The sequence below is a fragment of the Kineococcus rubinsiae genome (assembly GCF_011839805.1).
In the GTDB taxonomy this organism is placed as follows: domain Bacteria; phylum Actinomycetota; class Actinomycetes; order Actinomycetales; family Kineococcaceae; genus Kineococcus; species Kineococcus rubinsiae.
Window position 1 is genome coordinate 11,661 of the sequence record NZ_VWPY01000041.1, and the last position, 26,874, is coordinate 38,534.

General features: G+C 75.7%; 21 protein-coding genes and 2 pseudogenes. 9 read left to right on the plus strand and 14 right to left on the minus strand.

The features are described from left to right. Positions 1-96: 96 nt before the first annotated feature. On the plus strand, positions 97-1,140 hold the full coding sequence (locus tag F1544_RS16980) for a LacI family DNA-binding transcriptional regulator (protein WP_167587314.1): 1,044 nt from the start codon (positions 97-99) through the stop codon (positions 1,138-1,140). On the opposite strand, the gene F1544_RS16985 is transcribed toward F1544_RS16980, so the two are convergent. The 3 genes from F1544_RS16985 to F1544_RS26515 all read right to left on the minus strand — a co-directional run bounded on the left by F1544_RS16985 (position 1,098) and on the right by F1544_RS26515 (position 3,671). Next, the gene (locus tag F1544_RS16985) at positions 1,098-1,730 is read right to left on the minus strand and encodes a hypothetical protein (protein WP_167587315.1); all 633 of its coding nucleotides are present in this window, start codon (positions 1,728-1,730) and stop codon (positions 1,098-1,100) included. The genes F1544_RS16980 and F1544_RS16985 overlap by 43 nt on opposite strands. 167 nt (positions 1,731-1,897) lie before the next feature. Then, on the minus strand, positions 1,898-2,653 hold the full coding sequence (locus F1544_RS16990) for an SDR family NAD(P)-dependent oxidoreductase (protein WP_167587316.1): 756 nt from the start codon (positions 2,651-2,653) through the stop codon (positions 1,898-1,900). 7 nt (positions 2,654-2,660) lie between these two features. After that, entirely contained in the window at positions 2,661-3,671 is a 1,011-nt protein-coding gene (locus tag F1544_RS26515; RefSeq protein ID WP_167587317.1) for an acetamidase/formamidase family protein, read from the minus strand. 142 nt (positions 3,672-3,813) lie between these two features. Here F1544_RS26515 and F1544_RS17000 point away from each other — a divergent pair, with 142 nt between their 5' ends. Further along, positions 3,814-4,593 (plus strand): isocitrate lyase/PEP mutase family protein, encoded by a 780-nt coding sequence (locus F1544_RS17000; protein WP_167587318.1) that lies wholly within the window; start codon positions 3,814-3,816, stop codon positions 4,591-4,593. Positions 4,594-4,647: 54 nt separating this feature from the next. On the opposite strand, the gene F1544_RS17005 is transcribed toward F1544_RS17000, so the two are convergent. The 5 genes from F1544_RS17005 to F1544_RS17025 form a co-directional block, all read right to left on the minus strand. Further along, positions 4,648-4,896: a hypothetical protein gene (locus tag F1544_RS17005; RefSeq protein WP_167587319.1), complete on the minus strand. Its 249-nt coding sequence runs from the start codon at positions 4,894-4,896 to the stop codon at positions 4,648-4,650. Positions 4,897-5,032: 136 nt separating this feature from the next. Continuing rightward, entirely contained in the window at positions 5,033-5,383 is a 351-nt protein-coding gene (locus tag F1544_RS17010; protein ID WP_167587320.1) for a PLD nuclease N-terminal domain-containing protein, read from the minus strand. A gap of 95 nt (positions 5,384-5,478) precedes the next feature. Further along, positions 5,479-8,601 carry a bifunctional [glutamine synthetase] adenylyltransferase/[glutamine synthetase]-adenylyl-L-tyrosine phosphorylase gene (locus F1544_RS17015; protein WP_167587321.1) on the minus strand — a complete coding sequence of 1,041 codons (3,123 nt, stop codon included), beginning with the start codon at positions 8,599-8,601 and terminating at the stop codon, positions 5,479-5,481. 46 nt (positions 8,602-8,647) lie between these two features. Next, on the minus strand, positions 8,648-9,991 hold the full coding sequence (locus F1544_RS17020; protein ID WP_167587322.1) for a glutamine synthetase family protein: 1,344 nt from the start codon (positions 9,989-9,991) through the stop codon (positions 8,648-8,650). 233 nt (positions 9,992-10,224) lie between these two features. Next, entirely contained in the window at positions 10,225-11,172 is a 948-nt protein-coding gene (locus F1544_RS17025; RefSeq protein WP_167587323.1) for a hypothetical protein, read from the minus strand. Between the two features lie 248 nt (positions 11,173-11,420). On the opposite strand from F1544_RS17025, the gene F1544_RS17030 reads away from it, so the two are divergent. Together F1544_RS17030 and panB are read left to right on the plus strand one after the other, a co-directional pair. Next, positions 11,421-13,229, plus strand: a complete 1,809-nt coding sequence (locus tag F1544_RS17030; protein ID WP_167587324.1) for an NAD+ synthase — start codon at positions 11,421-11,423, stop codon at positions 13,227-13,229. Continuing rightward, complete coding sequence (gene panB / locus F1544_RS17035; RefSeq protein ID WP_167587325.1) at positions 13,226-14,065, plus strand: 3-methyl-2-oxobutanoate hydroxymethyltransferase; 840 nt, start codon at positions 13,226-13,228, stop codon at positions 14,063-14,065. Before F1544_RS17030 ends, panB begins: the two co-directional genes overlap by 4 nt. A 24-nt stretch (positions 14,066-14,089) precedes the next feature. Here the strand turns inward: panB and F1544_RS17040 are convergent, their stop codons facing one another. After that, on the minus strand, positions 14,090-15,328 hold the full coding sequence (locus tag F1544_RS17040) for an ROK family protein (protein ID WP_167587326.1): 1,239 nt from the start codon (positions 15,326-15,328) through the stop codon (positions 14,090-14,092). Between the two features lie 64 nt (positions 15,329-15,392). Between F1544_RS17040 and F1544_RS17045 the strand changes: the two genes are divergently transcribed. The 5 genes from F1544_RS17045 to F1544_RS17065 all read left to right on the plus strand — a co-directional run bounded on the left by F1544_RS17045 (position 15,393) and on the right by F1544_RS17065 (position 20,748). Continuing rightward, a complete protein-coding gene (locus F1544_RS17045; protein ID WP_167587327.1) occupies positions 15,393-17,105 on the plus strand; it encodes a glycoside hydrolase family 13 protein in 1,713 nt (570 codons plus the stop codon). A gap of 62 nt (positions 17,106-17,167) precedes the next feature. Beyond that, positions 17,168-18,451 carry an ABC transporter substrate-binding protein gene (locus F1544_RS17050; protein WP_208972073.1) on the plus strand — a complete coding sequence of 428 codons (1,284 nt, stop codon included), beginning with the start codon at positions 17,168-17,170 and terminating at the stop codon, positions 18,449-18,451. Positions 18,452-18,476: 25 nt separating this feature from the next. Next, positions 18,477-19,448 (plus strand): carbohydrate ABC transporter permease, encoded by a 972-nt coding sequence (locus F1544_RS24755; protein ID WP_208972074.1) that lies wholly within the window; start codon positions 18,477-18,479, stop codon positions 19,446-19,448. Next, positions 19,448-20,344, plus strand: coding sequence for a carbohydrate ABC transporter permease (locus F1544_RS17060; RefSeq protein WP_167587328.1), 897 nt, complete (start codon positions 19,448-19,450; stop codon positions 20,342-20,344). Before F1544_RS24755 ends, F1544_RS17060 begins: the two co-directional genes overlap by 1 nt. Positions 20,345-20,460: 116 nt before the next feature. Then, on the plus strand, positions 20,461-20,748 hold the full coding sequence (locus tag F1544_RS17065) for a hypothetical protein (RefSeq protein WP_167587329.1): 288 nt from the start codon (positions 20,461-20,463) through the stop codon (positions 20,746-20,748). Positions 20,749-20,780: 32 nt separating this feature from the next. Here the strand turns inward: F1544_RS17065 and F1544_RS17070 are convergent, their stop codons facing one another. The 5 genes and pseudogenes from F1544_RS17070 to F1544_RS17090 all read right to left on the minus strand — a co-directional run. Continuing rightward, a complete protein-coding gene (locus F1544_RS17070; protein ID WP_167587330.1) occupies positions 20,781-21,596 on the minus strand; it encodes an HAD family hydrolase in 816 nt (271 codons plus the stop codon). Then, positions 21,593-24,213 (minus strand): annotated as a pseudogene (locus F1544_RS26860) (phosphoribosyltransferase). Before F1544_RS26860 ends, F1544_RS17070 begins: the two are co-directional and overlap by 4 nt. Then, positions 24,210-25,415, minus strand: a complete 1,206-nt coding sequence (locus F1544_RS17080) for an HpcH/HpaI aldolase/citrate lyase family protein (protein WP_167587331.1) — start codon at positions 25,413-25,415, stop codon at positions 24,210-24,212. The pseudogene F1544_RS26860 and the gene F1544_RS17080 overlap by 4 nt, the downstream one beginning before the upstream one ends. A 31-nt stretch (positions 25,416-25,446) precedes the next feature. Then, a complete protein-coding gene (locus F1544_RS17085) occupies positions 25,447-26,028 on the minus strand; it encodes a TerD family protein (protein ID WP_167587332.1) in 582 nt (193 codons plus the stop codon). An 87-nt stretch (positions 26,029-26,115) separates the two neighbouring features. Beyond that, positions 26,116-26,874: pseudogene (locus F1544_RS17090) on the minus strand (TerD family protein); the annotation flags it as partial.

Consider the following 26,874-nt stretch of genomic DNA (forward strand, 5'->3'; position numbering starts at 1 on the left):
GTGCCCCGCAGCGCGGGCGGCACCCGCCGCCACGGCGACCGGTTAGAGTCGGTCGCCAGCGTCAGGGAGGGGGTGGTCGCGACCGTGGGCGAGCGCATGACCATCTCCCAGCTCGCCGCCGCCGCCGAGGTGTCCGTCCCCACGGTGTCGAAGGTCCTCAACGGACGCCCCGACGTGGCCCGCGAGACCCGCGCGCGCGTCGAGGCGGTCATCCAGCGCCACGGCTACCAGCGCCGCCGCTCCACCACCCCGCGCGGCCCCCGCCTCGTCGACCTGGTGTTCAACGAGCTCGGCAACCCGTGGGCGCTGGAGATCATCCGCGGGGTCGAGGGCGCCGCCCGCGAGCAGGGCGTCGAGGTCGTCCTCTCGGAGTGCCTCGGGGCCCGCACTCCCCGTCAGGAGTGGCTCGACAGCGTCCTGGAGCGCCGCCCCACCGGGGTGATCATGGTGTTCTCCGACCTCGACCACGACCAGCGCACCCAGCTGGAGGCCCGCAACATCCCCTTCGTCGTCGTCGACCCGGTCGGCGAGGAGCGCGGGGACGTCCCCTCCGTGGGCTCCGCCAACTACACCGGCGGCGGCCTCGCCACCCGGCACCTGCTCGACCTCGGGCACCGCCGCATCGCCGTCATCGGCGGACCGCCCGAGACCCTCTGCAGCCGTGCGCGTCTCAGCGGCTACCGCGAGGCGCTCGAGCACGCCGGGGTGCGCCCCGACGAGTCCCTGGTCCGCAGCGGCAACTTCTTCGTCGAGAGCGGCCACGACGAGGCGCTGAGCCTGCTCACCTCCGCGGACCCGCCCACGGCGATCTTCGCGGGCAACGACCTGCAGGCCCTCGGCGTGTACCGGGCGGCGCGCGAGCTGGGCCTGCGCATCCCCGACGACCTCTCCGTCGTGGGCTACGACGACCTGCCCGTGGCGCGCTGGGTCGGGCCGGAGCTGACCACCGTGCACCAGCCGCTGGCCCGGATGGCCGACACCGCCACGCGGCTGCTGCTCACCCTTGCCGCAGGCGAGACGCCCCCGGCGCTGCGCGTGGACCTCGCGGTCGACCTCGTCGTCCGCGGCAGCACGGCCCCGCCCCGGGCGGCGCCCGCTCAGTCCTCGGTGCCGACGTCGCGGCGGGCCGCGGCCACGTAGTCGTCCTGCGCCTGGTGCAGGTCGCGCAGCAGCAGCCGCCCGCGCGGCACGCCCCGCACGTCCTCGCGGAAGTAGGCCGGGTCGCCGCCGTAGATGAGGCTGATGACCAGCGTCTCGGCCTGCTGGGCCACCTCGGCCGCGCTCGTGCGCGCCTCCTCCGAGGCCAGCAGCAGCACGCGGGGCAGCGCGAGGTGGACCGGCTTCTCCAGCGACTCCAGGCGGTCGCGGTCGAAGCGGCCGAGGCCGCCGGCCCCCGAGCCCTCGTGCAGGGCGTGCCCGCGGATGGCGTCGTAGACCTGGACCGAGACCGTCGCCACGAGCGGCAGGAGGCTGCCGATGAGCTCCTCGTGCGCGCCGCGCCGCTCCTCGCGCCAGGTGGAGACGAGGTCCCGCTCGTGCTCGACGCGGTCGGCGGCGACGTCCGCCGCGCGCTGGTCGTCGGCCATCGCGCGGGCGTGGTCCTGCTCCTTCACCACCTGCCCGAGCCGGCGGACCTCCGTGGCCCGGCTCCACCGCTGCTGCAGGCCCAGGGCCGTCCCGAGGACGGCCGCGGGCACCACGGCGAGCAGCAGCGCCTGCCACCACAGCACGGCTCAGACCCCCCGCACGGCGGTGGGCCGGGCGTCCCCGTCGAGCCCGCTGCGCTGCGCTCGGGTCCGCTCACGGTGCGTCATACCCCCCAGCCTGCCCGACATCGCGGCCCGCCGTGGTGCGACCCCCGGGGCGGGAGGGGCCGGCGGGCCGCGCGGGGCGCGTCCTAGAGCTGCACCCCGCGGGTCAGGGCCCCGTCGACGACGAGGTTCGTGCCGCTGACGAAGCTCGCGACGGGGCTGGACAGGAAGACCACGGGCGCGGCGATCTCCTCCGCCGTCGCCATCCGCCCGGTCGGGTTCAGGGCGAGCGCCGCGGCGAAGAACACGGGGTCGTCCTCCTCCACCGACTGCCAGACGCCCCCCTCGAAGTAGGTGTTGCCCGGCGAGACGGTGTTGGCGCGGATCCCCTCGGCGGCCAGCTGGTGGGCGAGGCCCTGCGTGTAGTGCACGATCGCGGCCTTCACCGTGCCGTAGGGGCCGGCGAAGGCGTCGACCTCGCGGCCCGAGACGCTGCCGATGGTGACGATCGAGCCCGCGCCGCTGCGGCGCAGGTGCGGCAGGGCGGCGTCGACGAGCGACACCGTGCCCATGAGGTCGACCCCGAGCGAGAGCCGCCAGCTCTCCAGGTCGTTCGCGGCCGCGATGGCGCTGACGTTGGCCACGACGGCGTCGACGCCCCCGAGGGCGGCGGCGCTCTCGTCGACCCACGCCGTCACCGCATCACGGTCGGAGACGTCGACGACGTGCCCGGTGAGCCGGCCGTCGGGGGCCGCGGCGACGGCCGCCTCGACGTCGGCGGCCGTGCGCGCGCACATCGCGACGTGCGCGCCCTCGGCCAGGAAGGCGGCGACGCACGCCGCGCCGATGCCCCGGGTGCCCCCGGTGACCAGGACGCGGGTGCCGTTCAGCTGCAGGTCCACGGGGCTCCTAGAGGTCCGCGGCGAGTCGCCGCATCCGGTCGTGCACGCCGCCGTAGACCTCGGCGCGCGGCAGGAGCCGCTTGGGCAGCTTGGTCACGACGCTGTAGTTCACGTCGACCACGTTGGCGAGCGGCACCTCGCTGATCTGCGAGAGCAGCTGGTAGGCGTCGAGGGTGTCCAGGCCGTGCAGCTCGGCGAGCCAGCCCACGGCGTCGACCTGCCCGGCCCGCCAGGCGTCCTCGAGCGGCCGGGCGGACCCGACGACGCTGAGGTGGTCGTCGCTCTCCAGCCGCGGCCACGCCGGGCCCCCGCGGGACGCGTCGCCCTTGAGCAGGTCCACCAGGATCGTGGAGTGCATCGCGCCCTCGACGGCCGTGCCGCAGGACTCGCCCTCGCCCTGGCGGTAGTGCCCGTCGCCGACGGAGAACAGCGCGCCCTCGACGTTGACCCGCAGGTACACCGTCGTCCCGGCCCTCATCTCGGGCGTGTCCATGTTGCCGCCGAACGCGTCCGGGACGAGCGCGGCCCGCACCTCGCCCCCGGCCGGCGCCACGCCGACCGTGCCGAGCATGGGTTCCAGCGGCAGCGGGATCGTCAGGTCCCCCGACGCGGACTGGAACGCCACCGTGCGGGCGTCGCTGTCGACCTCGTAGATCCACGTGCGCTCCGGCAGCGGCGGCTGCAGCGTCGCGGTCCGGTCGGTGCCCGTGAGGCCGCCGAAGAACGGGATGAGCGAGGACGCGCCCCAGCTGCGCGCGGGCGTCAGGTCGGCCAGGTGCAGGACGAGGGTGTCGCCGGGTTCGGCACCCTCCACGTAGAACGGGCCGGTCTGGGGGTTCACGAACGGCATGTCCAGGGACGCGCTCGCGAGGTCGGCCGTGGAGCGCAGCCGGCCGCAGAACGCGTCGTCGCTCCAGAGCTTCAGGGCGGTGCCGGGACGGATGCGCCGGACCGGCGCCACGCCGCCGAACGTCCACGCGTACTCGTCCGGGGTGGGGGTGAACTCGATGACGTCCACGGTCCTCCGAGGTTCGGGGGCGGGAGAGCGGCGCTGCTCCGGGGTCGCCTTCCTACCGCAGTCCCCCGGGCGCCGTCACGGTGCCCCGCCCCCGCCGGTGGGAGGACCGGTGGGAGGACCCGGTGCGGGTAGCGTCGCGCGCATGACCTCCACCGCCGACAAGGCCGCGACGCTGCGTCGCCTGCACGCCGATCCCGAGCTCCTCGTGCTCGTCAACGTCTGGGACGCCGTCAGCGCCGCCGTCGTCGCGGGCGAACCGCAGACCCGCGCCCTCGCCACCGCGGGGCACTCGATCGCCGCGACCTACGGCTACGGCGACGGCGAGCAGATCCCCCTCGACCTCGCCCTGCAGATGATCGGCCGCATCGTCGAGGCGGCCGGCGACCTGCCCGTCACCGCGGACCTCGACGGGGGTTTCGGGAACCCCGCGGAGACCGTCCGCCGGGCGATCGCCGTGGGCGTGGCCGGGGCGAACGTCGAGGACCAGCTGCGCCCGCTGACCGAGGCCGCCGCCAACGTCGAGGCGATCCTCGCCGCGGCCGACGCCGAGGGCGTCCCGTTCGCGCTGAACGCCCGCACCGACGCCTTCGTCCGGGGCGGTGATCGCCCCCGCGACGTCGTGCTCGCCGACGCGGTCGAGCGCGGTCGCGCCTACCTCGCGGCCGGGGCCACCACGGTGTTCGTGCCCGGTCCGCTCGACGTGCCCGCCGTGCAGCAGCTCGTCGAGGCGTTCGGCCCGCAGAAGCTCAGCGTCATCGGCCTGCCGGGCGTGCCCTCGCAGGCCGAGCTCACCGAGCTCGGCGTCGCCCGCATCACCTACGGCCCGCTGACGCAGCGGGTCGCGCTGACGGCCCTGCAGGACGCGGCCCGCGGCATCTACGCCGGCGGCGGCATCCCCGAGGGCGTGCGCCCGCTGAACTGACGCGACGGCCGCGGGGCCGGGTCACCCGGCCCCGCGGCCGGTTCGGCGCCCCGATCAGACGCGACCCTCGTTGTGCGGCTCGATGCTCGCGGAGGGGTCGACGCCTCCGTCGGCGTCCGGGTGCACGCGGCCCTCGCCGGGTTGCGAGCCCGTGCCCGCCGTGGTGTTCCGCGACGAGCGCTCGGGGTCGTCCACGTCGGTGGCCGTGGGGGCCTGCCCGACGCGCCCCGCCGCCTCGCCGGGGCCGACGTCCTCGAGCTCGATGTCCTCCGACGCCTGCCCGGTGCCTGCTTCCTCGCTCACGAGTGCCTCCCTGCGCTGCTGCCCTCCCCCGGGCCGGCCCCGGGGCTGCCGGGGACCTACCCCCGCCCGGGCGCTCCACGCGTGGCGGTCCGACCGCGGTCGGACAGGCGGCGGGGGCGAGGACCAGTGGCGGGGTTCAGTCGGCGGCGAGGCCCTGCCCGCGCGCGCGGGCCCGGCGCACGGCCTCGTCGTACTCGGCGTCGACGCGGGCCTGCTCGGCGCGGACCCGCTCGCCCACGGCCCGCGGCGACTCCCACGCCGGCGCCTGCTCCTCCTGCGGGAACCCGGTGCGCCGCACGGGCGACGCGGCCAGCGGCCGGCCCGCCACGAGCCACGCGACGCCCCCGACGAGCGGGAGCACCACGATGAGGACGATCCACCAGCCCTTGGCCAGGTTCCGCACCCGGCCCGGTTCGCTCTGCACGCAGTCGATGAGGCAGAACACGAGCAGGGCGAGCTCGAGGACGGCAGGCAGGACGCGGATCACGACGGCTCCCGGTTCGCGGCGCGGAGTGGCGCTCGCGAGGCTGGTGGCCGCGCGGGTCCCCCGGCAGGCGATCCGTCACGTCCCACCCGTGAGGCTCAGCGGCCGTAGAACACCCGCTCGACGACGGCCCGGGCGCGGCGCGTGGTCCGCAGGTACAGCTCCTCGAACTCCGCGGAGCTGCCCGGTTCGAACCCGAACAACCGCGCCAGGCCGTCGAGGTCGCGGCGCTGCGTGGGCAGCGAGTCGCCGGGGCGCCCCCGCCACAGCGTGAGGGCGTTGCGGGCCCGCGACGTGAGGTCCCACGCCTGCACGAGCACCTCGTGGTCGTCCGCGTCCAGCAGCCCGGCCTGCACCGCACCGGACAGCGCCCCCAGCGTCGACGTCGTGCGCAGCGCCGCGTGCTCGCCCGCGCCGCACAGCTGCAGCAGCTGCGCGGTCCACTCCACGTCCGAGGTCCCGCCGCGCCCGAGCTTGAGGTGCCGCAGCGGGTCCGCGCCCCGCGGCAGCCGTTCGCCCTCGACGCGCGCCTTGATGCGGCGCACCTCGCGCACGGCCGCCTCGTCGAGACCGCCCGCGGGCCAGCGCAGCGGGTCCACCAGGGCGAGGAACTCCTCGCCCAGGTCCGCGTCGCCTGCGACGGGCCGCGCCCGCAGCAGCGCCTGCGCCTCCCAGGGCTGCGACCAGCGGACGTAGTAGGCGCGGTAGGACGCGAGCGAGCGCACGAGGGGGCCGTTGCGGCCCTCGGGGCGCAGGTCGGCGTCGACCTCGAGCGCGGGTTCGGGGCCGGCCACCGCGAGCTGGCGCCGCAGCTCCGCCACGACCGCCGTGGCGGCCTGCTGGGCGTCGGTCTCGGCGGCGCCGGGGAGCGGGTCGTGGACGAAGAGGACGTCCGCGTCGCTGCCGTAGCCGGTCTCCGCCCCGCCCAGGCGCCCCATGCCGACGACGAGCAGCCGGGTCGGCAGCGGCGTCCCGGTGCGCTGCTGTACGGCGCGGGTGCTGACCCGCAGCGCGACCTCCAGGGCCGCCTGGTCGGCGTCGGCGAGCGCCCGGCCCACCCCGGCCAGGTCGCGCCGGCCGACGAGGTCGGCGACGACCGTGCGGAACAGCTCCCGCCGCCGCACGGCCCGCACGGCCGCGACCGCGGAGCCCGGGTCGGTGCGGCGCTCCGCCGCGGCGGCCGCGGCCTCGAGCACCTCGGACACGTCGTAGGCGGCGAGGCGGTCGTCGTCGGCGAAAACCGCGACGGCCTCGGGGCTGCGCAGCAGCAGCTCCGCGGGCAGCCGCGCCGCGGACAGCACGTGGGCGAGGCGCTCGGCGGCGGCGCCGGAGTCGCGCAGCATCGTGAGGTACCACTGCGTGCCGCCGAGCGCCTCCGACACCTGCCGGAAGGCGAGCAGCCCGGCGTCCGGGTCGGCGCCGTCGGCGAACCAGCCGAGCATGACGGGCAGCAGCGTGCGCTGGATGCTCGCGCGCCGGCTCACCCCGCTGGTCAGGGCCTCGAGGTGGCGCAGGGCGCCGGCCGGGTCGCGGTAGCCGAGGGCGGCGAGGCGCTCGCGGGCCGCGGCGGGGCTGAGCTGGCCGTCCAGGCGCGCGTCGGCGGCGGAGAGCCGGGCCACGGCCGACAGCAGCGGCCGGTAGAACAGCTTCTCGTGCAGGCGGCGCACGTCGCGGCGCGTGCCCCGCCACACCTCGTCGAGCTGGTGGACCGGGTCGGCGCGCAGCATGAGCGAGCGGCCGAGGCGCCGGCGGTCCACCTCGCCGGTCGGCAGCACGTGGGTGCGCCTCATGCGGAACACCTGGATGCGGTGCTCCAGGGAGCGCAGCAGCCGGTAGTCGCGGTCCAGCTCCCCCGCGTCGTGGCGCCCGACGTAGCCGAAGGCCGCGAGGTCGTCGAGCGCCTCGAGGGTGTTCGAGCTGCGCCGCAACCGGTCGTCGGTGCGGCCGTGCACCATCTGCAGCAGCTGGATGGAGAACTCCACGTCGCGCAGGCCGCCCCGGCCCAGTTTGAGCTGGCGGTCGGCCTCCTTGGACGGGATGTGCGCCTCGACGCGGCGGCGCATGGCCTGCACGTCCTCGACGAACCCGTCGCGCTCGCTGGCGCTCCAGACCATCGGGGCGACCGCGCGCACGTAGTCCCAGCCGAGCGCGAAGTCGCCGGCGACGGGCCGGACCTTGAGCAGGGCCTGGAACTCCCACGTCTTCGCCCACCGCCGGTAGTACTCGACGTGGCTGGCCAGGGTCCGCACGAGGGGACCGTTCTTGCCCTCGGGCCGCAGGCCCGCGTCGACCTCCCACAGGGAACCCTCGGCGGTCGGGGTGGAGCAGGTGCGCTGCAGCGCCACGGCGAGGCGCGCGCCGACGCGCAGCGCCTCCTCCTCGGCGTACCCCTCGGCGGGTTCGACGACGTAGACGACGTCGACGTCGGAGAGGTAGTTCAGCTCCCGGCCCCCGGTCTTGCCGAGGCCCATCACGACGATGCGGGCGGCCGCACCGGCGTCGGGCTCCTCCGAGCGGGCGATGGCCAGGGCCGCCTCCAGGGCACCCGTGGCGAGGTCGGCGAGCTCCCACGCCGTGGCGTGCAGGACGGCCGTCGGGTCGGGCGAGGCGAGGTCGCGGCCCGCGAGGCCCACGAGCCGCCGCCGGTAGGCGATGCGGAGCGCGTCGCCCGGTGGGCGGCCCCGGCGGCCCTGCCCGGCGACGGGCACGGCCGCGGCCGGGTCGGCGCCCACGGCCTGCAGGAGCTCGGCCCGCAGCTCCCCCGCGTCGGGCGCCGACGCCGAGGCCAGCACCGTCCAGTGCCGCGGGTAGCGCACGAAGTGGTCGCCCAGGGCGACGGAACCGCCGAGCACCGCAAGTAGCCGGGCGCGCGTCCCGACGGCCTCGCGGAGGTCCCCGTCGCGCAGCAGGTTGAACGCCGCCGCGACCCCCTCGGCCTCGTGCGGCGCCGACGCCCGGTCCAGGCCGCCCGCGAGCGCCTCGGTCCAGCGCACCAGCGCCAGCAGCGCCTGGTCGGGGTCGGCGGTGCGCCCGAGCGCCCGCACGAGCGACGTCGTGGCGTGCTCGGCCGGGACCGACCCGTCCTCGTCGACCTCGACGACGTCGGCCAGTGCCCGGTCGCGCAGCAGCTTCAGCGCCCGCTCGGGGTCGGCGAAGCCCGCGCGCACGAGCAGGGCGAGGGCCCCGGCCCGGCGCCCGGTGGGGGCGGCGGCACGCGTCACCTGCTCACCCTCCTGACCTGGCACCCACGGGCGGACCGGCTGCCGCTCAGAGCAGCGGCAGGTAGCGCTGCAGCTCGAACGGGGTCACCTGCGAGCGGTACTCCGCCCACTCCTGGCGCTTGTTGCGCAGGAAGAAGTCGAAGACGCCCTCGCCGAGGGCCTCGGCGACGAGCTCCGAGCGCTCCATGATCGCGATGGCGTGCTCGAGGCTCTGCGGCAGCGGCTCGATGCCCATCGAGCGGCGCTCCGCGTCGGTGAGCGACCAGACGTCGTCCTCAGCGCCGTCGGGGAGGTCGTAGCCCTCCTCGATGCCCTTCAGCCCCGCGGTGAGCAGGAGCGCGAAGGCCAGGTACGGGTTCGCGGAGGAGTCCAGCGCGCGGTACTCCACGCGCACCGACTGGCCCTTGCTGGGCTTGTACATCGGCACCCGCACGAGGGCGGAGCGGTTGTTGTGCCCCCAGCAGACGTAGCTCGGGGCCTCGCCCCCGGCCCACAGCCGCTTGTAGCTGTTGACGAACTGGTTGGTCACGGCCGTGATCTCCGCGGCGTGGCGCAGGATGCCCGCGATGAACTGCCGGCCGGTCCGCGACAGCTGGTACTCCGCACCCGGCTCGTAGAAGGCGTTGGCGTCGCCGTCGAAGAGCGACAGGTGGGTGTGCATGCCCGAACCCGGGTGCCCCTGCAGCGGCTTCGGCATGAAGCTCGCGAAGAGGCCCATCTCCCCCGCGACCTCCTTGAGGACCGTGCGGAACGTCATGATGTTGTCCGCGGTCGTCAGGGCGTCGGCGTAGCGCAGGTCGATCTCGTTCTGCCCCGGGCCGCCCTCGTGGTGGCTGAACTCCACCGAGATGCCCATGCTCTCCAGCACCGAGATCGCGCTGCGGCGGAAGTCGTGGGTGGTGCCGCCGGGGAAGTTGTCGAAGTAGCCGACGTAGTCGACCGGCTCCGGCAGCTCGTCGCGCTTGAGCGGCCCGTTGAACAGGTAGAACTCGATCTCGGGGTGCGTGTAGAAGGTGTAGCCGTGCTGCGCGGCCCGGTCGAGGGCCCGCTTGAGCACGAAGCGGGGGTCCGAGCGCGCGGGCTGCCCGTCGGGCGTGAGGATGTCGCAGAAGATGCGGGCCGTGCCCTGGTGCTCGGAGTCGCTGCGCCACGGCAGGACCTGGAAGGTCGACGGTTCCGGCTTCAGGAGCATGTCGGACTCCGACACGCGCGACAGGCCCTCGATGGCCGAGCCGTCGAAGCCGATGCCCTCACCGAAGGCGCCCTCGAGCTCGGCCGGGGCGATCGCCACCGACTTCAGCGTCCCGATGACGTCGGTGAACCACAGCCGGACGAAGCGGATGTCCCGCTCCTCCAGCGTTCGCAGCACGAACTCCTGCTGGCGGTCCATGGCCACCCTTCCCGTCGTCGGTCCCGGCGCGCACCACGGCTCGGCGCGCACCGCCGTCATCCTCCCCCATCCCGCCCCCCGCGCGGGGCAGCGCCCCGCGGAGCCCTGGCAGCGCTCCCCGAGCGCGGTCGGCGAGCGGGGTGGCGGGCCCCGATGGCGACGGACGTGGAGGCAGGAGCACGGCTGCCTGGGCGACCGGCCCCCTGCCGCCACACCCGTCGCCACCCCGGGCGTCACCCTCCGACCGCGACGACGGCGGGCCGCCCGCCCCGCGCCGCGAGGTTGCGGTGCGCGCTCTCGACCGACGCGAGCACACGCGCAGGCTCGGTGGCGATCTCCCGCGGGGTGAAGGCGAGGACCGCAACGCCGGCGGCGCCGAGCGCCGTGTCGGTGCGCAGCGTCGCGCGCCAGTCGTCCTCGGCGCAGTGGTGACGGCGCGAGTGCACCTGCACCGCGAGGGCGACGTCGTCGATCCAGGCGTCGGGCCGGGGCAGCCGGTCCCCGGAGGCGTCGAGCAGCAGGGGGTTCGCCCGGACTCCCGGCAGGCTGCGGCTGCCCCGCAGGAGGTCCAGCAGGGCCACCTCGGGCAGGGACCATGCCCCGCCACTGGCGGTCAGCACCGCCGCGCGGACGGACGCGCTCCCGCGCCGGGGCCCCAGCTCGACCTCCGACACGAGCTGCGCGGTGGTGACGAGCCGGCGCTGCAGCGCTTCGACGACGACGGCCCGGACGGCGTCGCCGCGCAGCAGGCGGGCGGCGTCGGCCACCGCCCGCGCCGGGCTGCTGATCAGGAGGGGGCCCCGCCGCCACGGCCGCGCGTCGGGACGGTGGGTCCGCCGCACGAGGACTCCGGGCGACGCCTTGGACTCCCGGCCCGGCGCGGCGGTCATCCGCACGACGGTGTCCCGACCGGCCGACTCGACGCCGTGCCACCGCGCCGCGGTCGTCGCGGCGAGGTACGCGCCCTCGCCGGCGAACAGCTGGGCCGCGACGAGGCGCTGGTGCGGCGTCAGCGCACCCGTCGTGGTCACCACCACGCCGCGGTGCACGAGCTGCCAGCGTCTCTCGAGCGCCCACCGCAGCTGCCCGCGCGGCACCCCCGCGCCCAGGACCTGCGCGGTCGTCACGAGCCCGTCCTGCTGCTGCAGGACGACGCGGAGGCTGTCCGGGAGGGGTTCCACGAGGACACCCTGGGCGCGGGCGCTCGTCGGGCCGAGGTCGCGCGACGCCTCGGTGGACGACCGCGCGCGGCTGCGCCCTGTGGACCCTGCGGCGACCCGGGTAAGGACGTCCGCCGAGGCAGGGCTCGGGTCGTCAGGACAGCCCCTTCCCTGCCGTCACCGCCGTCGTGTCGCGGTCCCGGGCCTCCTGGTGCGGCGGTGGGGACGGCCGGGCGGGCGGGCCTCGCGGGCCTCACTAGGCTGCGGGCATGCCTCAGCTCCGGGTGGCCATGGCTCAGATCAACACGACGGTCGGCGACCTCGACGCCAACGCGCAGGCGGTGCGGACGTGGACGCGGCGCGCGGCGGAGGACGGGGCGCACCTCGTCCTCTTCCCCGAGACCGCGCTCACCGGGTACCCGGTGGAGGACCTCGCGCTGCGCAAGTCCTTCGTCGACGCCTCGCAGGCGGCGCTGAGCGCGCTGGCGCGCGACCTCGCCGACGACGGGTTCGGGGACCTGCCCGTCGTGGTCGGCTACATCGACCGGGCGGAGGCGGACACGCGGCCCGGGGCCACCGAGGGGCGTCCGCACGGGCTGCCGCAGAACTGCGCGGCCGTCCTGCACGGCGGCCGGGTCGTGGCCCGCTACGCCAAGCACCACCTGCCGAACTACGGCGTCTTCGACGAGTACCGCATCTTCGTGCCGGGCGACGACCTCGTCGTGGTGCGGGTGCGGGGCGTCGACGTCGCGATCGCGATCTGCGAGGACCTCTGGCAGGACGGCGGGCCCGTGCAGCAGGCCGGGGACGCCGGCGCCGGGCTGCTCGCGGTCATCAACGCCTCCCCCTACGAGCGCAACAAGGACGACGTCCGGCTCGAGCTCGTGGCGCGCCGCGCCGCGGAGGCGGGCTGCCCCATCGCCTACGTCAACGCCGTGGGCGGCCAGGACGAGCTGATCTTCGACGGCGACTCCCTCGTCGTCGCCGACGGCGAGGTCGTCGCGCGCGGGCCGCAGTTCCGGGAGGACCTCGTGGTCGTCGACCTGGAACTCGCGGCCGCGGACCCCTCGCCCGGCTGGGAGGGCTCGGTGCAGCGCATCGTCGTCAGCGCCGACCCCGTGCCGGCCTACGAGCGGCGCGCGTCCGCGGTGCACGAACCGCTGCCGGACGTCGCCGACGTGCACGCCGCGCTGGTCCTCGGGATCCGGGACTACGTGCGCAAGAACGGGTTCCGCTCCGTCATCATCGCGGTCTCGGGCGGCATCGACTCGGCGCTGGTCGCCTCGCTCGCGGTCGACGCGATCGGCGGCGAGAACGTCCAGGGCATCTCGCTGCCGTCCGGCTACTCCTCGCAGCACTCCCAGGACGACGCCGCGGACCTCGCCCGCCGCACGGGCCTGCGCTACCGCCAGTACCCGATCGCCCCGATGGTCGACGCGTTCCTCGCGACGGTCCCGCTCACGGGCGTGGCCGAGGAGAACCTGCAGGCGCGCGTGCGCGGCACGACACTCATGGGCCTCGCGAACCAGGAGGGCCACCTGACCCTGGCCACCAGCAACAAGAGCGAGCTGGCCGTGGGGTACTCGACGCTGTACGGGGACTCCGTCGGCGGGTACGCGCCGCTGAAGGACGTCCCGAAGACGCTGGTGTGGGCGCTGTCGCGCTGGCGCAACGCCGACGCGGAGTCGCGCGGCGAGGAGGCGCCGATCCCCGAGAACACCATCAGCAAGCCGCCGTCGGCGGAGCTGCGGCCCGACCAGACCGACCAGGACTCGCTGCCGCCCTACGAGGTGCTGGACGCGATCCTCGAGGACTACGTCGAGGGCGACCGCGGCCGCGCGGACCTGCTGAGCGAGGGCTTCGACGCGACCGTCGTCGACTCCGTCGTCACGCTCGTCGACCGCGCGGAGTGGAAGCGCCGCCAGTTCGCGCCGGGCCCGAAGATCTCCTACAAGGCGTTCGGCCGCGACCGCCGCCTGCCCATCTCGAGCCGGTGGCGGGAGGCGGCCGCCTCGGCGACGCTCGCCCCGCCCGTCGACGTGAAGACCGACGAGGTCCCGACGGGCGGGACCGCGTGAGCGGTCCCTACGGCGGGGCCGTGGCCGCGGAGCCGTCGCCGCGGCGGCGCACCCGGGTGCACCACCTCGCGGAGCTGAAGGCGCGCGGCGAGAAGTGGGCCATGCTCACGAGCTACGACGTGCTGAGCGCCAGCGTGTTCGACGACGCGGAGATCCCCGTCCTGCTGGTCGGGGACTCGGCCGGCAACACGGTCTTCGGCCACCCGACGACCCTGCCCGTGACGGTCGACGACCTGATCCCCCTCGTGCGGGCCGTCGTGGTCGGCGCCCCGCACGCCCTCGTGGTGGCCGACCTGCCCTTCGGCTCGTACGAGGCCTCCGACGAGCAGGCCGTCGCCGCGGGCGTGCGGTTCCTCAAGGAGGCCGGCGCGCACGCCGTGAAGCTGGAGGGCGGCGTGCGCAGCGCCGCCCGGGTGCGCGCCCTGGTCGCGGCGGGCATCCCCGTCATGGGTCACGTGGGCTTCACACCGCAGGCCGAGCACGCCCTCGGCGGCTACCGCGTGCAGGGCCGCGGGGACGCCGCGTCGGCGGTGCTCGCGGACGCGACCGCGGTCGCCGCGGCCGGGGCCTTCGCGGTGGTGCTGGAGATGGTGCCCGCGGCGGTCGCGCGCACCGTCACGACCACCCTGGAGATCCCCACCGTGGGCATCGGCGCCGGCCCCGACTGCGACGCCCAGGTCCTCGTCTGGCAGGACTTCGCGGGCCTCACGGCGGGCCGCACCCCGCGCTTCGTGAAGCGCTACGCCGACCTGCGCACGACGCTCACCGACGCCGCCCGCAGCTACGCGGCCGACGTCCGCGGGGGCACCTTCCCCACCCAGGAGCACTCCTTCTGACGCACGCACCCGCGGGCTAGGGGATCACCCGCCGAGGGCGAGGGGCTCCGGCTCGTCGTGCAGGTCGGTGGTCACGGCCGTGGCCCGGACGTGGTCGAGGGCGCGCCAGACCGCCCCGACCGTGACGACGTCCACCCCGAGCTCCGAGGCGTGCACCTGCGGCACCGGCGGGTCGAAGTAGCGCGGCAGCCGCTGCAGCGCGGTGGCGAGCACCGGTTCCGCCGAAGCCGCCACGGCCCCGGCCACGACGACGCGCTCGGTGTCGAAGGCGCTCGCGAGGGTCGCGACGACGCGGGCCGTGACGTCGCCGACCGCGGCCAGGACGTCCAGCGCGAGCTCGTCGCCGGCCCTCGCCGCCGCGAAGACGTCCTCCGCCTCGGGGGCCGCGGGCCGGCGCAGGACCGAGGGCTGCGTGCTCCCGGCCAGGGCGCGGCGGGCCCCGTCCCGGGCGCGCGCGGCGATCCCGTCGGCGGAACCCACGCCCTCGACCAGGTCGAGGAAGCGCATCTCCCCCGCCCCGCCGCGGGCGCCGCGCACCAGGGTGCCGTCCTCGACGACGCCCGCGCCGAAGCGCTCGCCGGCCAGCAGGGTGACGTAGCTGCGCACGCCGCGGCCGTGGCCCCGCCAGCCCTCGGCCAGCGCGGCCAGGTTCGCGTCGTTGTCCACGAGCACCGTCCAGCCGTGAGCGGCCGCGAACTGCCCACCGAGGTCGGGGTTCATCCGGGCCCAGAAGTCGTTGCCGCGCGCCGGGGTGAGGCCCGCGGCGTCGACGGGCGCCGGGACCCCCACGGCCACGGCGAGCAGGTGCGCCTCGGGCACCGCGGCGTCGTGCAGGGCCGCGCGGACCGTGGTCGCGATGCTCTCCAGTCGGCCGGCGGCGGTCGCGCGCCGCGAGGACGCGAGGACCTCCTCGTGCCCGAGCACCTCGCCGTGCAGGTCGGTGACCGTCGCGCTGATGCGGTGCTCGCCCGCGTCCACGCCGGCGACGACCCGTCCGCGACCGTCGAAGCCGTAGCGGCGCGCGGGGCGGCCCTTGCGGTAGTCGCCGTGCTCGCGCTGGTTCTCGACCTCGCGCACCCAGCCCAGCTCGATGAGCTCCTCGCACACGTCGTGCGTCGTGGCGCGCGAGAGCCCCGTCACGGCCATGACGTCCGACCCCGTCACGGGCGCCGAGCCCCACACCACGTCCAGCACGGCCGCGGCGTTGGCCTCGCGCAGGCGCCGCAGCGCCGTCGGCGCCCCCGCTCCGTGGTCCTGAGTCACGTTCCTTGACCTCCTGCTCGATGCGGCTTACTTTAGCCACGCCTTAGATTTAGGCTCCGCATCAATGAGGAGGGCAGCAGCCCGTGACCCACACGTTCCCCGCCGACGAGGTCCTGACGAGCGCCCTCGACCACGACGTCGACGCAGCCGCCTGGGGCGGCAGGCCGTCGTCTACCAGGTGTACCCGCGCAGCTTCGCCGACTCCGACGGCGACGGGCTGGGTGACCTGCCGGGCATCACGTCCCGCGTCCCCCACCTCGCGGCCCTCGGCGTCGACGCGGTGTGGCTGAGCCCCTTCTACCCGTCGGCGCTGGCCGACGGCGGCTACGACGTGGACGACCACCGCGACGTCGACCCCCGCATCGGCACCCTCGCCCAGTTCGACGACCTCGTGGCCGCGCTGCACGCGCACGGCATCCGCGTCGTCGTCGACATCGTGCCCAACCACTCCTCCGACCGGCACCGCTGGTTCCGCGAGGCGCTCGCCGCAGGCCCCGGGTCCCCCGAGCGCGCGCGCTACGTCTTCCGCCGCGGTCTCGGCGCCGACGGCGAGCGGCCCCCCAGCGACTGGCGCGCCGTCTTCGGCGGGCCCGCGTGGGAACCCGTGGGCGACGGCGACTGGTACCTGCACCTCTTCGCCCCCGAGCAGCCGGACTGGAACTGGGACCACCCCGAGGTGCGCGAGGACTTCCTCACCACCCTGCGGTTCTGGTCCGACCGCGGCGTCGACGGCTTCCGCATCGACGTCGCCCACGCGCTGACCAAGGACCTGAGCGAGCCGCTGCCGACGCAGGCGGAGCTGGACGCCGGCACCCTCGTCGACGGCCGGCACCCCTACGAGGACCGCGACGCCGTGCACGAGGTCTACCGCGCCTGGCGCGCGGTCTTCGAGGAGTACGACCCGCCGCGCACCGCCGTCGCCGAGGCGTGGGTCCCGGCGCACCGCCGGGCCCGCTACGCCTCGCCCGAGGGCCTCGGCCAGGCGTTCAACTTCGACCTGCTGATGGACGACCCGGACGCCGGGCAGTTCCGGCGCACCGTCGAGGAGAACCTGGCGCTCGCCCGCGAGTCGGGGACGTCCTCGACGTGGGTGCTGTCCAACCACGACGTCGTCCGCCACGCCACGCGCTACGCGCTGCCCGCGGGCACCGACCTCCAGGCGTGGCTGCTGAGAGGGGGCACCGACCCGGCGCCCGACGTCGAGCGGGGCCTGCGCCTGGCCCGCGCGGCGACCGCCCTGGTGCTCGCCCTGCCCGGCTCCACCTACCTCTACCAGGGCGAGGAGCTGGGCCTGCCCGAGGTCGCCGACCTCGACGCCGCCGACCTGCAGGACCCGACCTGGGTCCGGTCGCAGGGCACCGAGAAGGGCCGCGACGGCTGCCGCGTCCCGCTGCCGTGGAGCGCGTCCGGGCCCGCCCTGGGCTTCGGCGACGGGTCCCCGCACCTGCCCCAGCCCGCGTGGTTCGCGGACTACGCCGTCGAGCGGCAGGAGGGCGAGGCGACCTCGACCCTCGCGCTGTACCGGCGTGCGATCGCCCTCCGCGCCCGCCTGCAGAGCCCGGAGACCCTCGAGTGGGCCGACGACGTGCCCGCGGGTGTGGTGCAGTTCCGCCGCCCCGGCGGGTGGACGTCGGTGACCAACCTCGGCACGAGCCCCGTGCCGCTGCCCGCCGGCCGCGTCGTGCTCTCCAGCGGCCCGCAGACCGAGGACCAGCTGGCCCTCCTCACCGAGCTGCCCGGCGAGACGACCGCGTGGCTCGTGACGCCCTCCACCTGACGGCCCCCGCCCCGGCGACACCGACGTCGCCGGGGCACCCCCACCCCCCGGGAGACGACGACGTGCCCACTGCCCCAGCCCCCCTCAGCCGGCGGGCGCTGCTGCGCGCCACCGGCGCCGGCCTCGCGACGGCCGCCCTCGCCGGGTGCGGCGACCCCACCTCCGCGGCCGGGCGCAGCAGCGTCCGCTTCTTCCAGAACAAGCCCGAGGTGATCGAGTACTTCGCGGCGCTGGTCGCGGAGTTCGACGCCGCCCAGGACCGCGTGCAGGCGGTCCACGACTCCTCGCAGACGCCCCTGGTGCCGCAGTTCGTCCGCAACGCCCCGCCGGACCTGGCCGCCTGGAACTACAACCTGGAGGTCGGGGGCTACGTCTCGACGGGCGTCCTCACGGACCTCTCGGACCTGCCCGAGGCGCAGCGCGTCGACCCCAAGTACCAGTCCCTGGTCGACCAGTTCGCCCGCAACGGCGGCGAGACGAACGTGCTGCCGTACTCGGTCACCTCGGCCGGCGTCATCTACAACGCCCGCCTGTTCGAGCAGAACGGCGTCGCGGTGCCCCAGACGTGGAGCGAGCTCGTCGCGGCCTGCCAGACCTTCCGCGCCGCCGGGGTGACGCCGCTCTACCTCACCGCGCAGGAGGTCTGGACGCTGCAGCAGGGCCTGTTCGACTACTGCACGGGCAGCGCCGTCGACGTGGCGGGGTTCTTCGCGGACCTGCGGGCCCAGGGCACCGACGCCGGGCCCGACGCCGACGTCTCGTTCTCGAAGGTGTTCGCGGAGGCCGCGGAGAAGATGGTCGAGCTGGCCTCCTACGCCAACCCCGACTCCGCGAGCCGCGCCTACGCCGACGGCAACCTGGCCTTCGGGCGGGGTGAGGCGGCCATGTACCTGCAGGGCCCGTGGGCCCTGGGCGAGGTCTCCAAGGTGGACCCGGCGCTGCCGCTGGGCACCTTCCCGCTGCCGATGACCGAGGAGCCCGGGCAGGCCGCGGCCCGCGTGAACCTCGACCTGGCCCTCTGGATCCCCACGGCCTCGCAGGAGCAGGGCGCAGCGCGCACCTTCCTGCAGTGGCTCATGGGCCCCAAGGTCATCGCCCGCTACAACGACGACAACCTCGCGACGTCACCGCTGCGCGACGCCGCCCCGCTGCAGGACCCGCGCCTGGTGGGCCTGCAGCCCGCGCTCGACGCCGGCCGCATCTACCAGGGCGCCAGCACCTACGTCCCGCAGTCGATCCCCGTGGGGAACTACCTGCAGGACGCCGTGCGCACCGGGGACGGCGGGCAGCTGCTGCGCCGCATCGACGAGGACTGGGCGCGGCTCGCCGCCCGCTCGGCCGCCTGACCCGCCCACGACCGAAGGAGATCTCGTGGCCACCACCGCAGCCCCGTCCTCGCGCGGGGAGTCCCCGCGCGGGAGGTCCTCCCGCGGGAGGTCCCCGCAGCCGGACGACCTGTCCGTGACCCGCAGCCGCGCGGCCCGCCGCCGCCCCGACGGCGTGTCCTACCTGTTCCTGCTGCCCGCCATCGTGCTGTTCACGGTGTTCATCACCCTGCCCGCGCTGGCCGGGGCGTTCATCTCCCTCACCGACTACGTCGGGTTCGGCGAGTGGCGCTTCCTCGGCCTGGCCAACTACGCCGTGCTGTTCACCGACCCGAACGTGCTGCAGTCCTACGGCTTCACCATCGGGTTCTCCGTCGTCACCGTGGTGCTCGTCAACGTCGTGGCGCTCGTGCTGGCCCTGGGGCTCAACGCCCGCATCAAGCTCAAGACGGCCCTGCGCGGCGCGTTCTTCCTGCCGATGGTCGTGTCGGGCATCGTCATCGCCTTCGTCTTCAACTACCTGTTCTCCACCTCGCTGCCCGCGCTGGCCGCCACCCTGGGCCTCACCGGGCTGGAGCAGAGCCTGCTCGCGAACCCGGACCTGGCGTGGATCGCGGTCGTCCTGGTGACGGCGTGGCAGGCGGTCCCGAGCGCGCTGATCATCTACCTGGCGGGGCTGCTCGCGGTGCCCGAGGACGTGTACGAGGCCGCGGCCCTGGACGGCGCGACCGCCTGGCGGCAGTTCTGGGGCATCACCCTGCCGCTGGTGTCGGGCTACGTCGTCATCAACACCGTGCTGGGGTTCAAGAACTTCCTCAACGCCTACGACATCATCGTCGGCCTCACCGACGGCGGTCCCGGCACCGCCACGCGCAGCGTGGCGATGACGATCTTCACCGGCTTCACCAGCGGCGACTACGCCTACCAGATGGCCAACGCGGTGATCTTCTTCGTCCTCACCGTCGTCATCTCCGTCCTGCAGCTCCAGATCATCCGCCGCCGAGGAGTGTCGCTCTGATGGTCACCGTCGACCCCGCACGTGTCGCCTCCCGCGGCGTCCGTCCCCAGCGCCCCCTCCAGGTCGTCGGCCGCCGCCGGCGGGGCCGCGGCTGGGGCCTGACCGCGCTGCTGCTGCTCGCGGCCCTGACCGTCCTCGTGCCGCTCTACTTCGCCGTCGTCATGGCGTTCAAGACGCCCGAGCAGGCCGTCGCCGGCACGGGGTTCGCCCTGCCGTCGCCGCTGAACTGGGGGAGCTTCGCCGACGCGTGGACCCTCACGGGCTTCGCCCGCGCCTTCCTGGTCTCGGTGGCCGTCAGCGCCGTGAGCGTCGCGGGCGTGCTGCTGCTGGCCTCCTGCGCCTCGTACGCGATCGTGCGCAACTGGGAGCACCGGCTGTTCCGCTGGTCCTACGTCTACCTGCTGGCCGCGATGTTCATCCCCTTCCCGGTCGTGGCCCTGCCGCAGGTCAAGCTCACCGCGGTGCTCGGGCTGGCCAACCCGGGCGGGGTGGCGCTGCTGCACATCATGTTCCAGCTCTCGTTCAGCGTGCTGCTGTACTCCGCGTTCCTGCGCTCGATCCCGGCCGAGCTCGAGGAGGCCGCCCGCATGGACGGCGCGAGCACGTGGCAGGTGTTCTGGCGGCTGATCTTCCCCCTGCTGGCGCCCATGAACGCCACGGTCGGGATCTTCGCCTTCCTCGCCAGCTGGAACGACTACATGATGCCGTCGCTCATCACGGCCGACCAGACGCTGCAGACCATCCCGGTCGTGCAGAAGATCTTCCAGCTGGCCTTCTCCACCGACTACAACGTGGCCTTCGCGTCCTACCTGATGGCGATGGCGCCCACGATCGTCGTCTACGTGTTCGCCCAGCGCTGGGTGCTGTCCGGGGTCACGCGCGGCGCCATCAAGTGACGCGCGGCTGACGGGTCCGGCCGCCGGTCAGGGCGGCGGCGGACCAGGGGGAACCCCGCACGATCGCTGCGCGATTCCCCCTGGCGCCGAGGGGCGGGGGCGCGGACCCTGCCCTCATGACGTCCGTCGTCGCCCACCCCCTGAAGGGTCTCCGCTCGTCCCTCGCCTCCCGGCACGCGGGAGCCACCTCGGCACCGCCGCCGCTCGCGGCCGGTGCTCCCCCGGCCGCTGCTCCCCCGGCTTCCACCGGGCTGCGGGGGTGGCGGTCCGCCCTGGCGGTCGCCGCCGCCGTCCTGCTGCTCCTGCTCCTCGCGGCCGTCCTGCTCGTGGCGACGCCGCTGCCCCTGGACGGCCCGGTGCCGTCGCCGGTCCCGCAGGCACCGGCCACGCCACCGCTCGGCTGAGCGTCCGCGGCGGGAGCGGTCCGCGGCGGGCCTCAGCGCAGGGCGAGCAGCAGCTGCTCGGCGATGACCTCGCCAGCGGCGGCCCCGGCCGCGTCCACCAGGACGACGCCGGGGTCGTCCCAGCCGCTGCGCAGCAGCTCCCCGTGCCCCGGGCGCCAGGCGCGCTCGGCCGCGAGGAGCAGGTCGACGTCGAGCAGCGAGTCACCGGCGCCGACGAACCCGCGGGCGCCGCGGCGCCGCACCACCTCGGCCACGGCGGCCGACTTCGTCAGGGCCCGGGGCACGGCGTAGAGCTTGCGGCCCTGTAGCGAGACGCCGTAGCCCCAGCCGTCGAGCAGCGCGGTGAGCTCGCCGAGGCGCGGCCCCTCCAGCGGGGGCCGCTGGCCCTCGCGCAGGACGACGTAGGCGAACAGCCCCTCGACGCTGCGGACCGCGGGGTCCCCGGAGCCTGGCACCAGGGCCTGCAGCTCCGCGGCGAGCCGCGCGAGGACGTCGTGGACGGCGGGTAGCGCCTGCGCCGCGGCCAGGTTGCCGCGCACCTGCGCCGTCCAGGCCGCGTCCGCGACGCCGTCGACGAGCAGGACCCCGCCGTTGGCGCACACCGCGAGGCGCGGCGGTGCCGCGGGCCAGCGGATGCGCGCGTACTGCGCCGGCGTCCGCGTCGTGACGGGCAGGAAGTCGCCCGTGGCGACGAGGTCGGCGAGCAGGGCCCACGCCCGCGGGGTGACCCAGGAGATGGTGCGCCCCTCGTACTCCTCCACGGCCACGAGGTCCGCGACGTCGCGGGCCGAGGACCGCTCGGAGAAGACGAGGGTCTGGTCGAGGTCGCTGGCGGCGAGCAGGCTCACACGGCCCGCCCGTCGGCGCCCGTGGCCCCGCGCGTGAACCGGGGGTGGATGAGGCCGACGGCGCTGTAGGCCAGCCCGGGCACCTCCTCGACGGGGACACCGCGCTGGTCGGCGAGCAGCCGCACGTGGGAGAGGTCGCCGGGGTGGCCGAGCTCGGCGTCCGGGCGCACGAGGACCCGCCACGGCACGCGGCGCAGCAGCACCCGGGTCGTCTCCCCCACCCCGGGCTTCACGAGGTTCACGTCCCCGATCTCGTAGCGCTGCGAGATGTCCTCCACGGCGGCCCACCCCGAGAACGTCGCGGTGCGCTCGCCCGCCTGCACCGCGTCAGCCGCGGCGGGCACCTCGGCGGTCACGTCGTCGAACAGCATCGAGACGGCGTCGCGGAACTCCCCCGACACGTCGGCGGGCGCGAGGTCGGCGTAGAACTTCGCGCCGTGGAACTGCCCGGGCCGCAGCAGCCGGTCGTTGAGGACCGTGCGGCTGACGAGGCCGGACACCGTGGAGTTCAGGCACGCCGAGGGGATGAGGTAGTCCTCCCGGGTCCCGTACGTCCGCACGCAGGACCCCGGGTCGGCGAGGACGGCGAGGTCGTCGGAGAACCCCGGCACCCCGGAGTCGAGCAGGGCCTGCGTGAGCTCGCGGACGATCGCGCCCTTGCCCGTCCAGCCGTCGACGAACACCACCGAGGCCGGGTCGTGGTGGGCGGCGAGCCAGCGCAGCGCGACGACGTCGAGGCCCCGCCCGCGCACGATCGACACGGCGCGGTGCGGCCAGTCCAGGCCCGAGCGCGCGGCCCAGCGGCGCAGCAGGACCCCGACGGGGGTGCCGGCCCGCGCCAGGGAGGCGAGGACGACCTCCTCGCCCCGCTCACGGCGCAGCAGCTCGGCGACGACCCCGACGCCGAGGGCCACCCGCCGCGCCGAGCGCTGCAGCGCCTCGCCGAACAGGGCCTGGTACTCCGCGCTGGGCTGGTACTCCACGGGCAGGGACTCGGCGTAGTGCGCGCCGCCGGACTGCACGGCCTCCTCGCGCTCCTCGGCCGGGGCCTCCAGCGCGACGCCCGAGAGGTCGGTGAGCAGCCAGCTGACCTCGTCCGCCGCGTACGAGCCGAACGCGGGCCCGACCAGGGGCTCCGGCAGCCCGGCGGCCGAGCCGGTCCGAGGGGTGGAGGCGGGCGGTACGGCGGTCACGGGGAGGCCTCCGGGGTGGTGGGCGGGTCGTCGGGCAGCGTCACCAGCAGCAGCCGGTGCGCGAGGGGGCGCAGCGCGGCCAGCACCCCGTCGGGGGCCGCGAGCGCCGCCGGGTCGCAGGACGCGTCCACGACCAGCACGCAGACCGCCCAGGGCCCGCCGGGGCGGGAGACGTTGTGCGCGTAGCGCGGGCCGGGGCCGTCGACGGGCGCGTCGGCGCTGCGGAAGGCGACCGAGGAGCGCACGGCGTAGCCGGGGTCGTCGACGGCGAGCACGGGCGAGCGGGTGGTCGAGCTCGAGCGGACCTCGCGGCCGGGGCCGGCGAGCCCGACCGCGAGCAGCTGCGGGACGTGCAGCAGCTCCTCCGAGCCCAGGACGAGCACGGGCCCGGGGCCCGGGCCGACGGCCGCGCCGACCTCGGCGACCAGCCCGGGCAGCGCGGCCACGAGGGCCTCGCGGGCCGCGGGTGACGTCCCGTGCCGGGCGGTCAGCGGCACCCCGGCGGGCCAGCGCGGCCGCACGTGCTCGACGTCGGCGGGCACCGCGCGGGGCCGCGGCACGGGCGCGGGCGGTGCGGCCGCGACGAGCGCGCTGCCGGCGGCGAGGACGCCGTCGGGCAGCACGACGGAGCCCTCGACGAGACTCACGACGTCGATGCGGGTGCCGAGCCGGGCCGCGAGGCCGGCCAGCCGGGCGCGGTCGGCGGGTCCGCGGGCGTCCAGCAGGCCGGCGACGACGTAGTGCCGGCGCGGGGTGCGGGCGTGCAGGACCTCCAGCGTGTTCGCCACCGTACGACCGGTCGAGAGCTCGTCGTCGACGAGCACCAGCGGCGCAGCGGGGTCCGCGAGCGCCCGCAGCACCGCGGCGTCGGTGGGCAGCAGCTGGTGGCCGGTGGCGTGGGAGTGCTCCTCCTCGAAGCCCGCGTAGCCCGCAGCGGCCGGGACCGCGCGCCGCGTGGAGTGCAGGCACGGGCCGCCGAGCGCGTCGGCGACGCCCTGGCCGAGGCCCGTCGCCGTCTCGGCGTAGCCGATGACCAGCGCGTCCGGCCGCGCGGGCGGGCGGACGCTGGCCGCGAGGACGTCCGCGGCGGCGGCGCCGTCGCCCGCGAGCGCCGCCCGCCACCGGGCGGTCGTCGGCCCGGGGGCGTCCGGCACACCCAGCGCCTGGGCGACGCGCCCGCCGAGGCGCAGCGCCGCGGCCCGCACGAGCTGCGGGTCGGTGGGCACGTGCTTGCCGAGGACCCGGGAGACGAGCAGGTGGGCGCGGCGCGGGTTGCGGCGCAGCGCGAGCCCGAGCAGGTCGTGGACGTCGAGGCCGTCGGCCCCGGGGGCGCCGGTGAGCTCCAGGCCGAGGCGCTCGCTCACCCAGCCCCCGGACCACACCGGCTCGGCGGGACCGGCCGGGGGGCGGGAGTCCAGGCTCACCCGCCCGCCGCCTTGATGGCGACGGTCGCCTCGTCGAGGGCCTTGAGGACCTGGACGTAGGTGACGCCCTCGCACGCGACGCCGAACGCGTCCGCGCGCGCGAGCACGCGCTCGGCCCACGCCCGGTGCGGCCCGGCCTCGTTCATCTTGTTGCGGTAGGAGGAGCGCATGGCGCCGCCGGAGACCTGGCCCACGACGTCGGAGGCGTCGGTCCAGTCCTCGTGGGTGACGACCGACATGGCGTGCACGACGGCCACGTGCGAGGGGTGGATGACGGTCTTGCCCTGCAGGCCGTTGACGGTGTCCAGGACGATCTCGCGCACGAGCCCGTCGAGGTCGTCGTCGATGAGCTGCTCGCGCAACTCCTCGGCCCCGGACTCGGCGAAGGGGCCCGGCGACAGGACGCTGCGGAACACCCGCTCGCCCGTGCCGAAGTGCTCCCAGACGGGCGCGGTGATCGGGTGGCCCGTCCCGTCCGCCCGGCCCAGGACGTTGACGACGTCACCGAGGACGTCGGCGACGACGCGGACGTCCCACACGGTGCTGCCGCGCGGGCGGCGCAGGCCGTAGGCCGCCGACAGGTCGGTGGCACCCGTGCGCACGGCCAGGACGAGGTCGCGGTTGGCGTCGAGGACCTCGCGGATGCGGAACAGCGCCTCGTGCCGGGTGTCCAGGTGGGCGACGTCGCGGCTCTCCAGCACCGGCATGGCCCACAGCCGCCGCCCCGCCAGGTCCGAGGCCCGACGCACCGCGGCCAGCCAGTCGGCGGGGTCGGGCTGCCCCGCGCCGCCGAACTTCGGCAGCACGAACCCGAGCAGGCAGTCCAGGCCCACGCCCGCACGCTCGACGACGCTGAGCAGCTGCTCGGGCGTGCGGGTCCGCACGAACAGCATGAGCGGCGGGTCCTCGCGCCAGCCGGGCGTGCGGGCCAGCCCGGTCAGCTCGCGCACGAGGATCTCCTCGGCCTCGGCGACGCGATCGTCGGGGACGGAGTCCTCCAGGCACGCCACCGCGCTGACCGAGCCGCGCCGGGCCAGGCGCAGCAGGTCACCCGCGAGCCGCTGGCGGGTAGCGGGGCAGTAGATGGTGGCGCCGAGCGCGACGGCGAGCTGGTCGCGGCCCGCCGTAAGGTCGACGGGTCGCGGCGGCACGCAGAAGAGGCGCTCGAGCTGCTCAGGGCTCAGCGTGGAGAAGTGACGCACCGGGGGGCGCCTGCCGCGGTCTTCGCGCGGCTCAGAGGAAGGGGACGACGGCGGGGACGAGGTCCTTGACGGTCCGCCCCGTCGCGATCGCGCCGATGGCCGTCATGGCCCACCCGGACCCGTCGCGCGCGACCTTGGCCATGACCTGCGCGTTGTGCTTCCCGGACCCGCTGAGCTCGTAGCGGGCGATCTCCGTCGGCTGCGGGCCGGCGGCGTCCAGCAGGCGGCAGAACGCGTTCTCGATCTGCGTGAAGTCCTGCCCCGTGAAGCTGTTGACCGTGAAGACGAGGCTGGTCACCGCGGCGGGCACGGCCGTGAGGTCGACGATGATCGACTCGTCGTCGCCCTCGCCCGCGCCGGTGCGGTTGTCCCCCGTGTGCGTGACCGAGCCGTCGCGGCTGCGCAGCTGCTGGAACCAGACCTGGTCGACGAGCGCCCCGCGGGCGTCGAAGAGCAGGCACGACGCGTCGAGGTCGACGTCGATCGACTTCCTGCGCCCGAAGAGGCCCTTGGCGCTGGCGTCCCAGCCCAGGCCCATGACGACGCGCGTGAGCTGACCCCCGCCGGACTTCTCCAGCGACAACCGCTGTCCCTTGGCCAGGCTGACCGACATGCCTACCTCCTCGTCGTGCGCGCAGGTGCGCGCGGCTGTGCGTGCCCTCGCAGGGAGGACGTCTGGTCGGGGCGCTCCGTTCCGCGCTCAGGCGGTGCGGGGCGTCGTCCCGCCCGGGCCCCACTCGAGGTCGTCGAAGCCGTAGGCGGCGGCGACCTCGGCCTGGGGGCCGGGGAAGAACTCGTTCTCGCGGCGGACCACGAGGTCGCCGGCGACGTGGTGCACCGAGGCGAGCGCGCAGGTGCGCGCCCCCGCCGGGGCACCGGCCGCCCACATCTGCAGCCGGCTGCCGTCGCGGCGCCGCACCGTCAGGTGCGGGGCCAGCGCCGCGAAGTCGGGCGCCTGCTCGTTCGTGGAGTACAGGTAGAGCACGAGGCGCCGCAGGACGTCCACGTGGCGGCCGTCGACGAGGAGCTCCTCCCCCGCCTCCTCGCTGCGCGGGCCGAGCCGCAGCACCTGCCGCGCGCCGTACCCCGGGGCCATGAGCAGGTCACCGAGGGACTGCACCGCCCCCGAGTGACGGTCCTGCGTCTCCCACAGGCACCCGAGGTGAACATCGGTGGAGCGTTGCAGCCCGCGCGCGGTCACCTGCCGCTCCCACTGCAGGAGGATCCGCAGCGTGCCGCCCTCGCGCTGGGCGGCGGTGACGGTCGTGACGGGCGTCTCGTCGTCGAGCACGAGGCGCTCCTCGGACACCCGCGCCCGTCCCACCTCCGCGAGCGAGGGCGGTGGGGCGACGGGCGCCGTGCGGGCCGGGGCCGGCCGCACCGGTGCGGGCCGGACCGGTGGGGCCGGCGAGGTGGCGGGGGGTGTGGCCGGCGCGGGCGACGCCGGACGGACCACCGG

Bases quoted from the DNA above. Each gene is read 5' to 3' on its own strand.
- F1544_RS17065 (WP_167587329.1), top strand. From the start codon at position 20,461: ATGACGTCCGTCGTCGCCCACCCCCTGAAGGGTCTCCGCTCGTCCCTC.
- F1544_RS16980 (WP_167587314.1), top strand. From the start codon at position 97: ATGACCATCTCCCAGCTCGCCGCCGCCGCCGAGGTGTCCGTCCCCACG.
- F1544_RS17030 (WP_167587324.1), top strand. From the start codon at position 11,421: ATGCCTCAGCTCCGGGTGGCCATGGCTCAGATCAACACGACGGTCGGC.
- F1544_RS17060 (WP_167587328.1), top strand. From the start codon at position 19,448: ATGGTCACCGTCGACCCCGCACGTGTCGCCTCCCGCGGCGTCCGTCCC.
- F1544_RS17045 (WP_167587327.1), top strand. From the start codon at position 15,393: ATGAGGAGGGCAGCAGCCCGTGACCCACACGTTCCCCGCCGACGAGGT.
- F1544_RS17020 (WP_167587322.1), bottom strand. From the start codon at position 9,991: ATGGACCGCCAGCAGGAGTTCGTGCTGCGAACGCTGGAGGAGCGGGAC.
- F1544_RS17085 (WP_167587332.1), bottom strand. From the start codon at position 26,028: ATGTCGGTCAGCCTGGCCAAGGGACAGCGGTTGTCGCTGGAGAAGTCC.
- F1544_RS17000 (WP_167587318.1), top strand. From the start codon at position 3,814: ATGACCTCCACCGCCGACAAGGCCGCGACGCTGCGTCGCCTGCACGCC.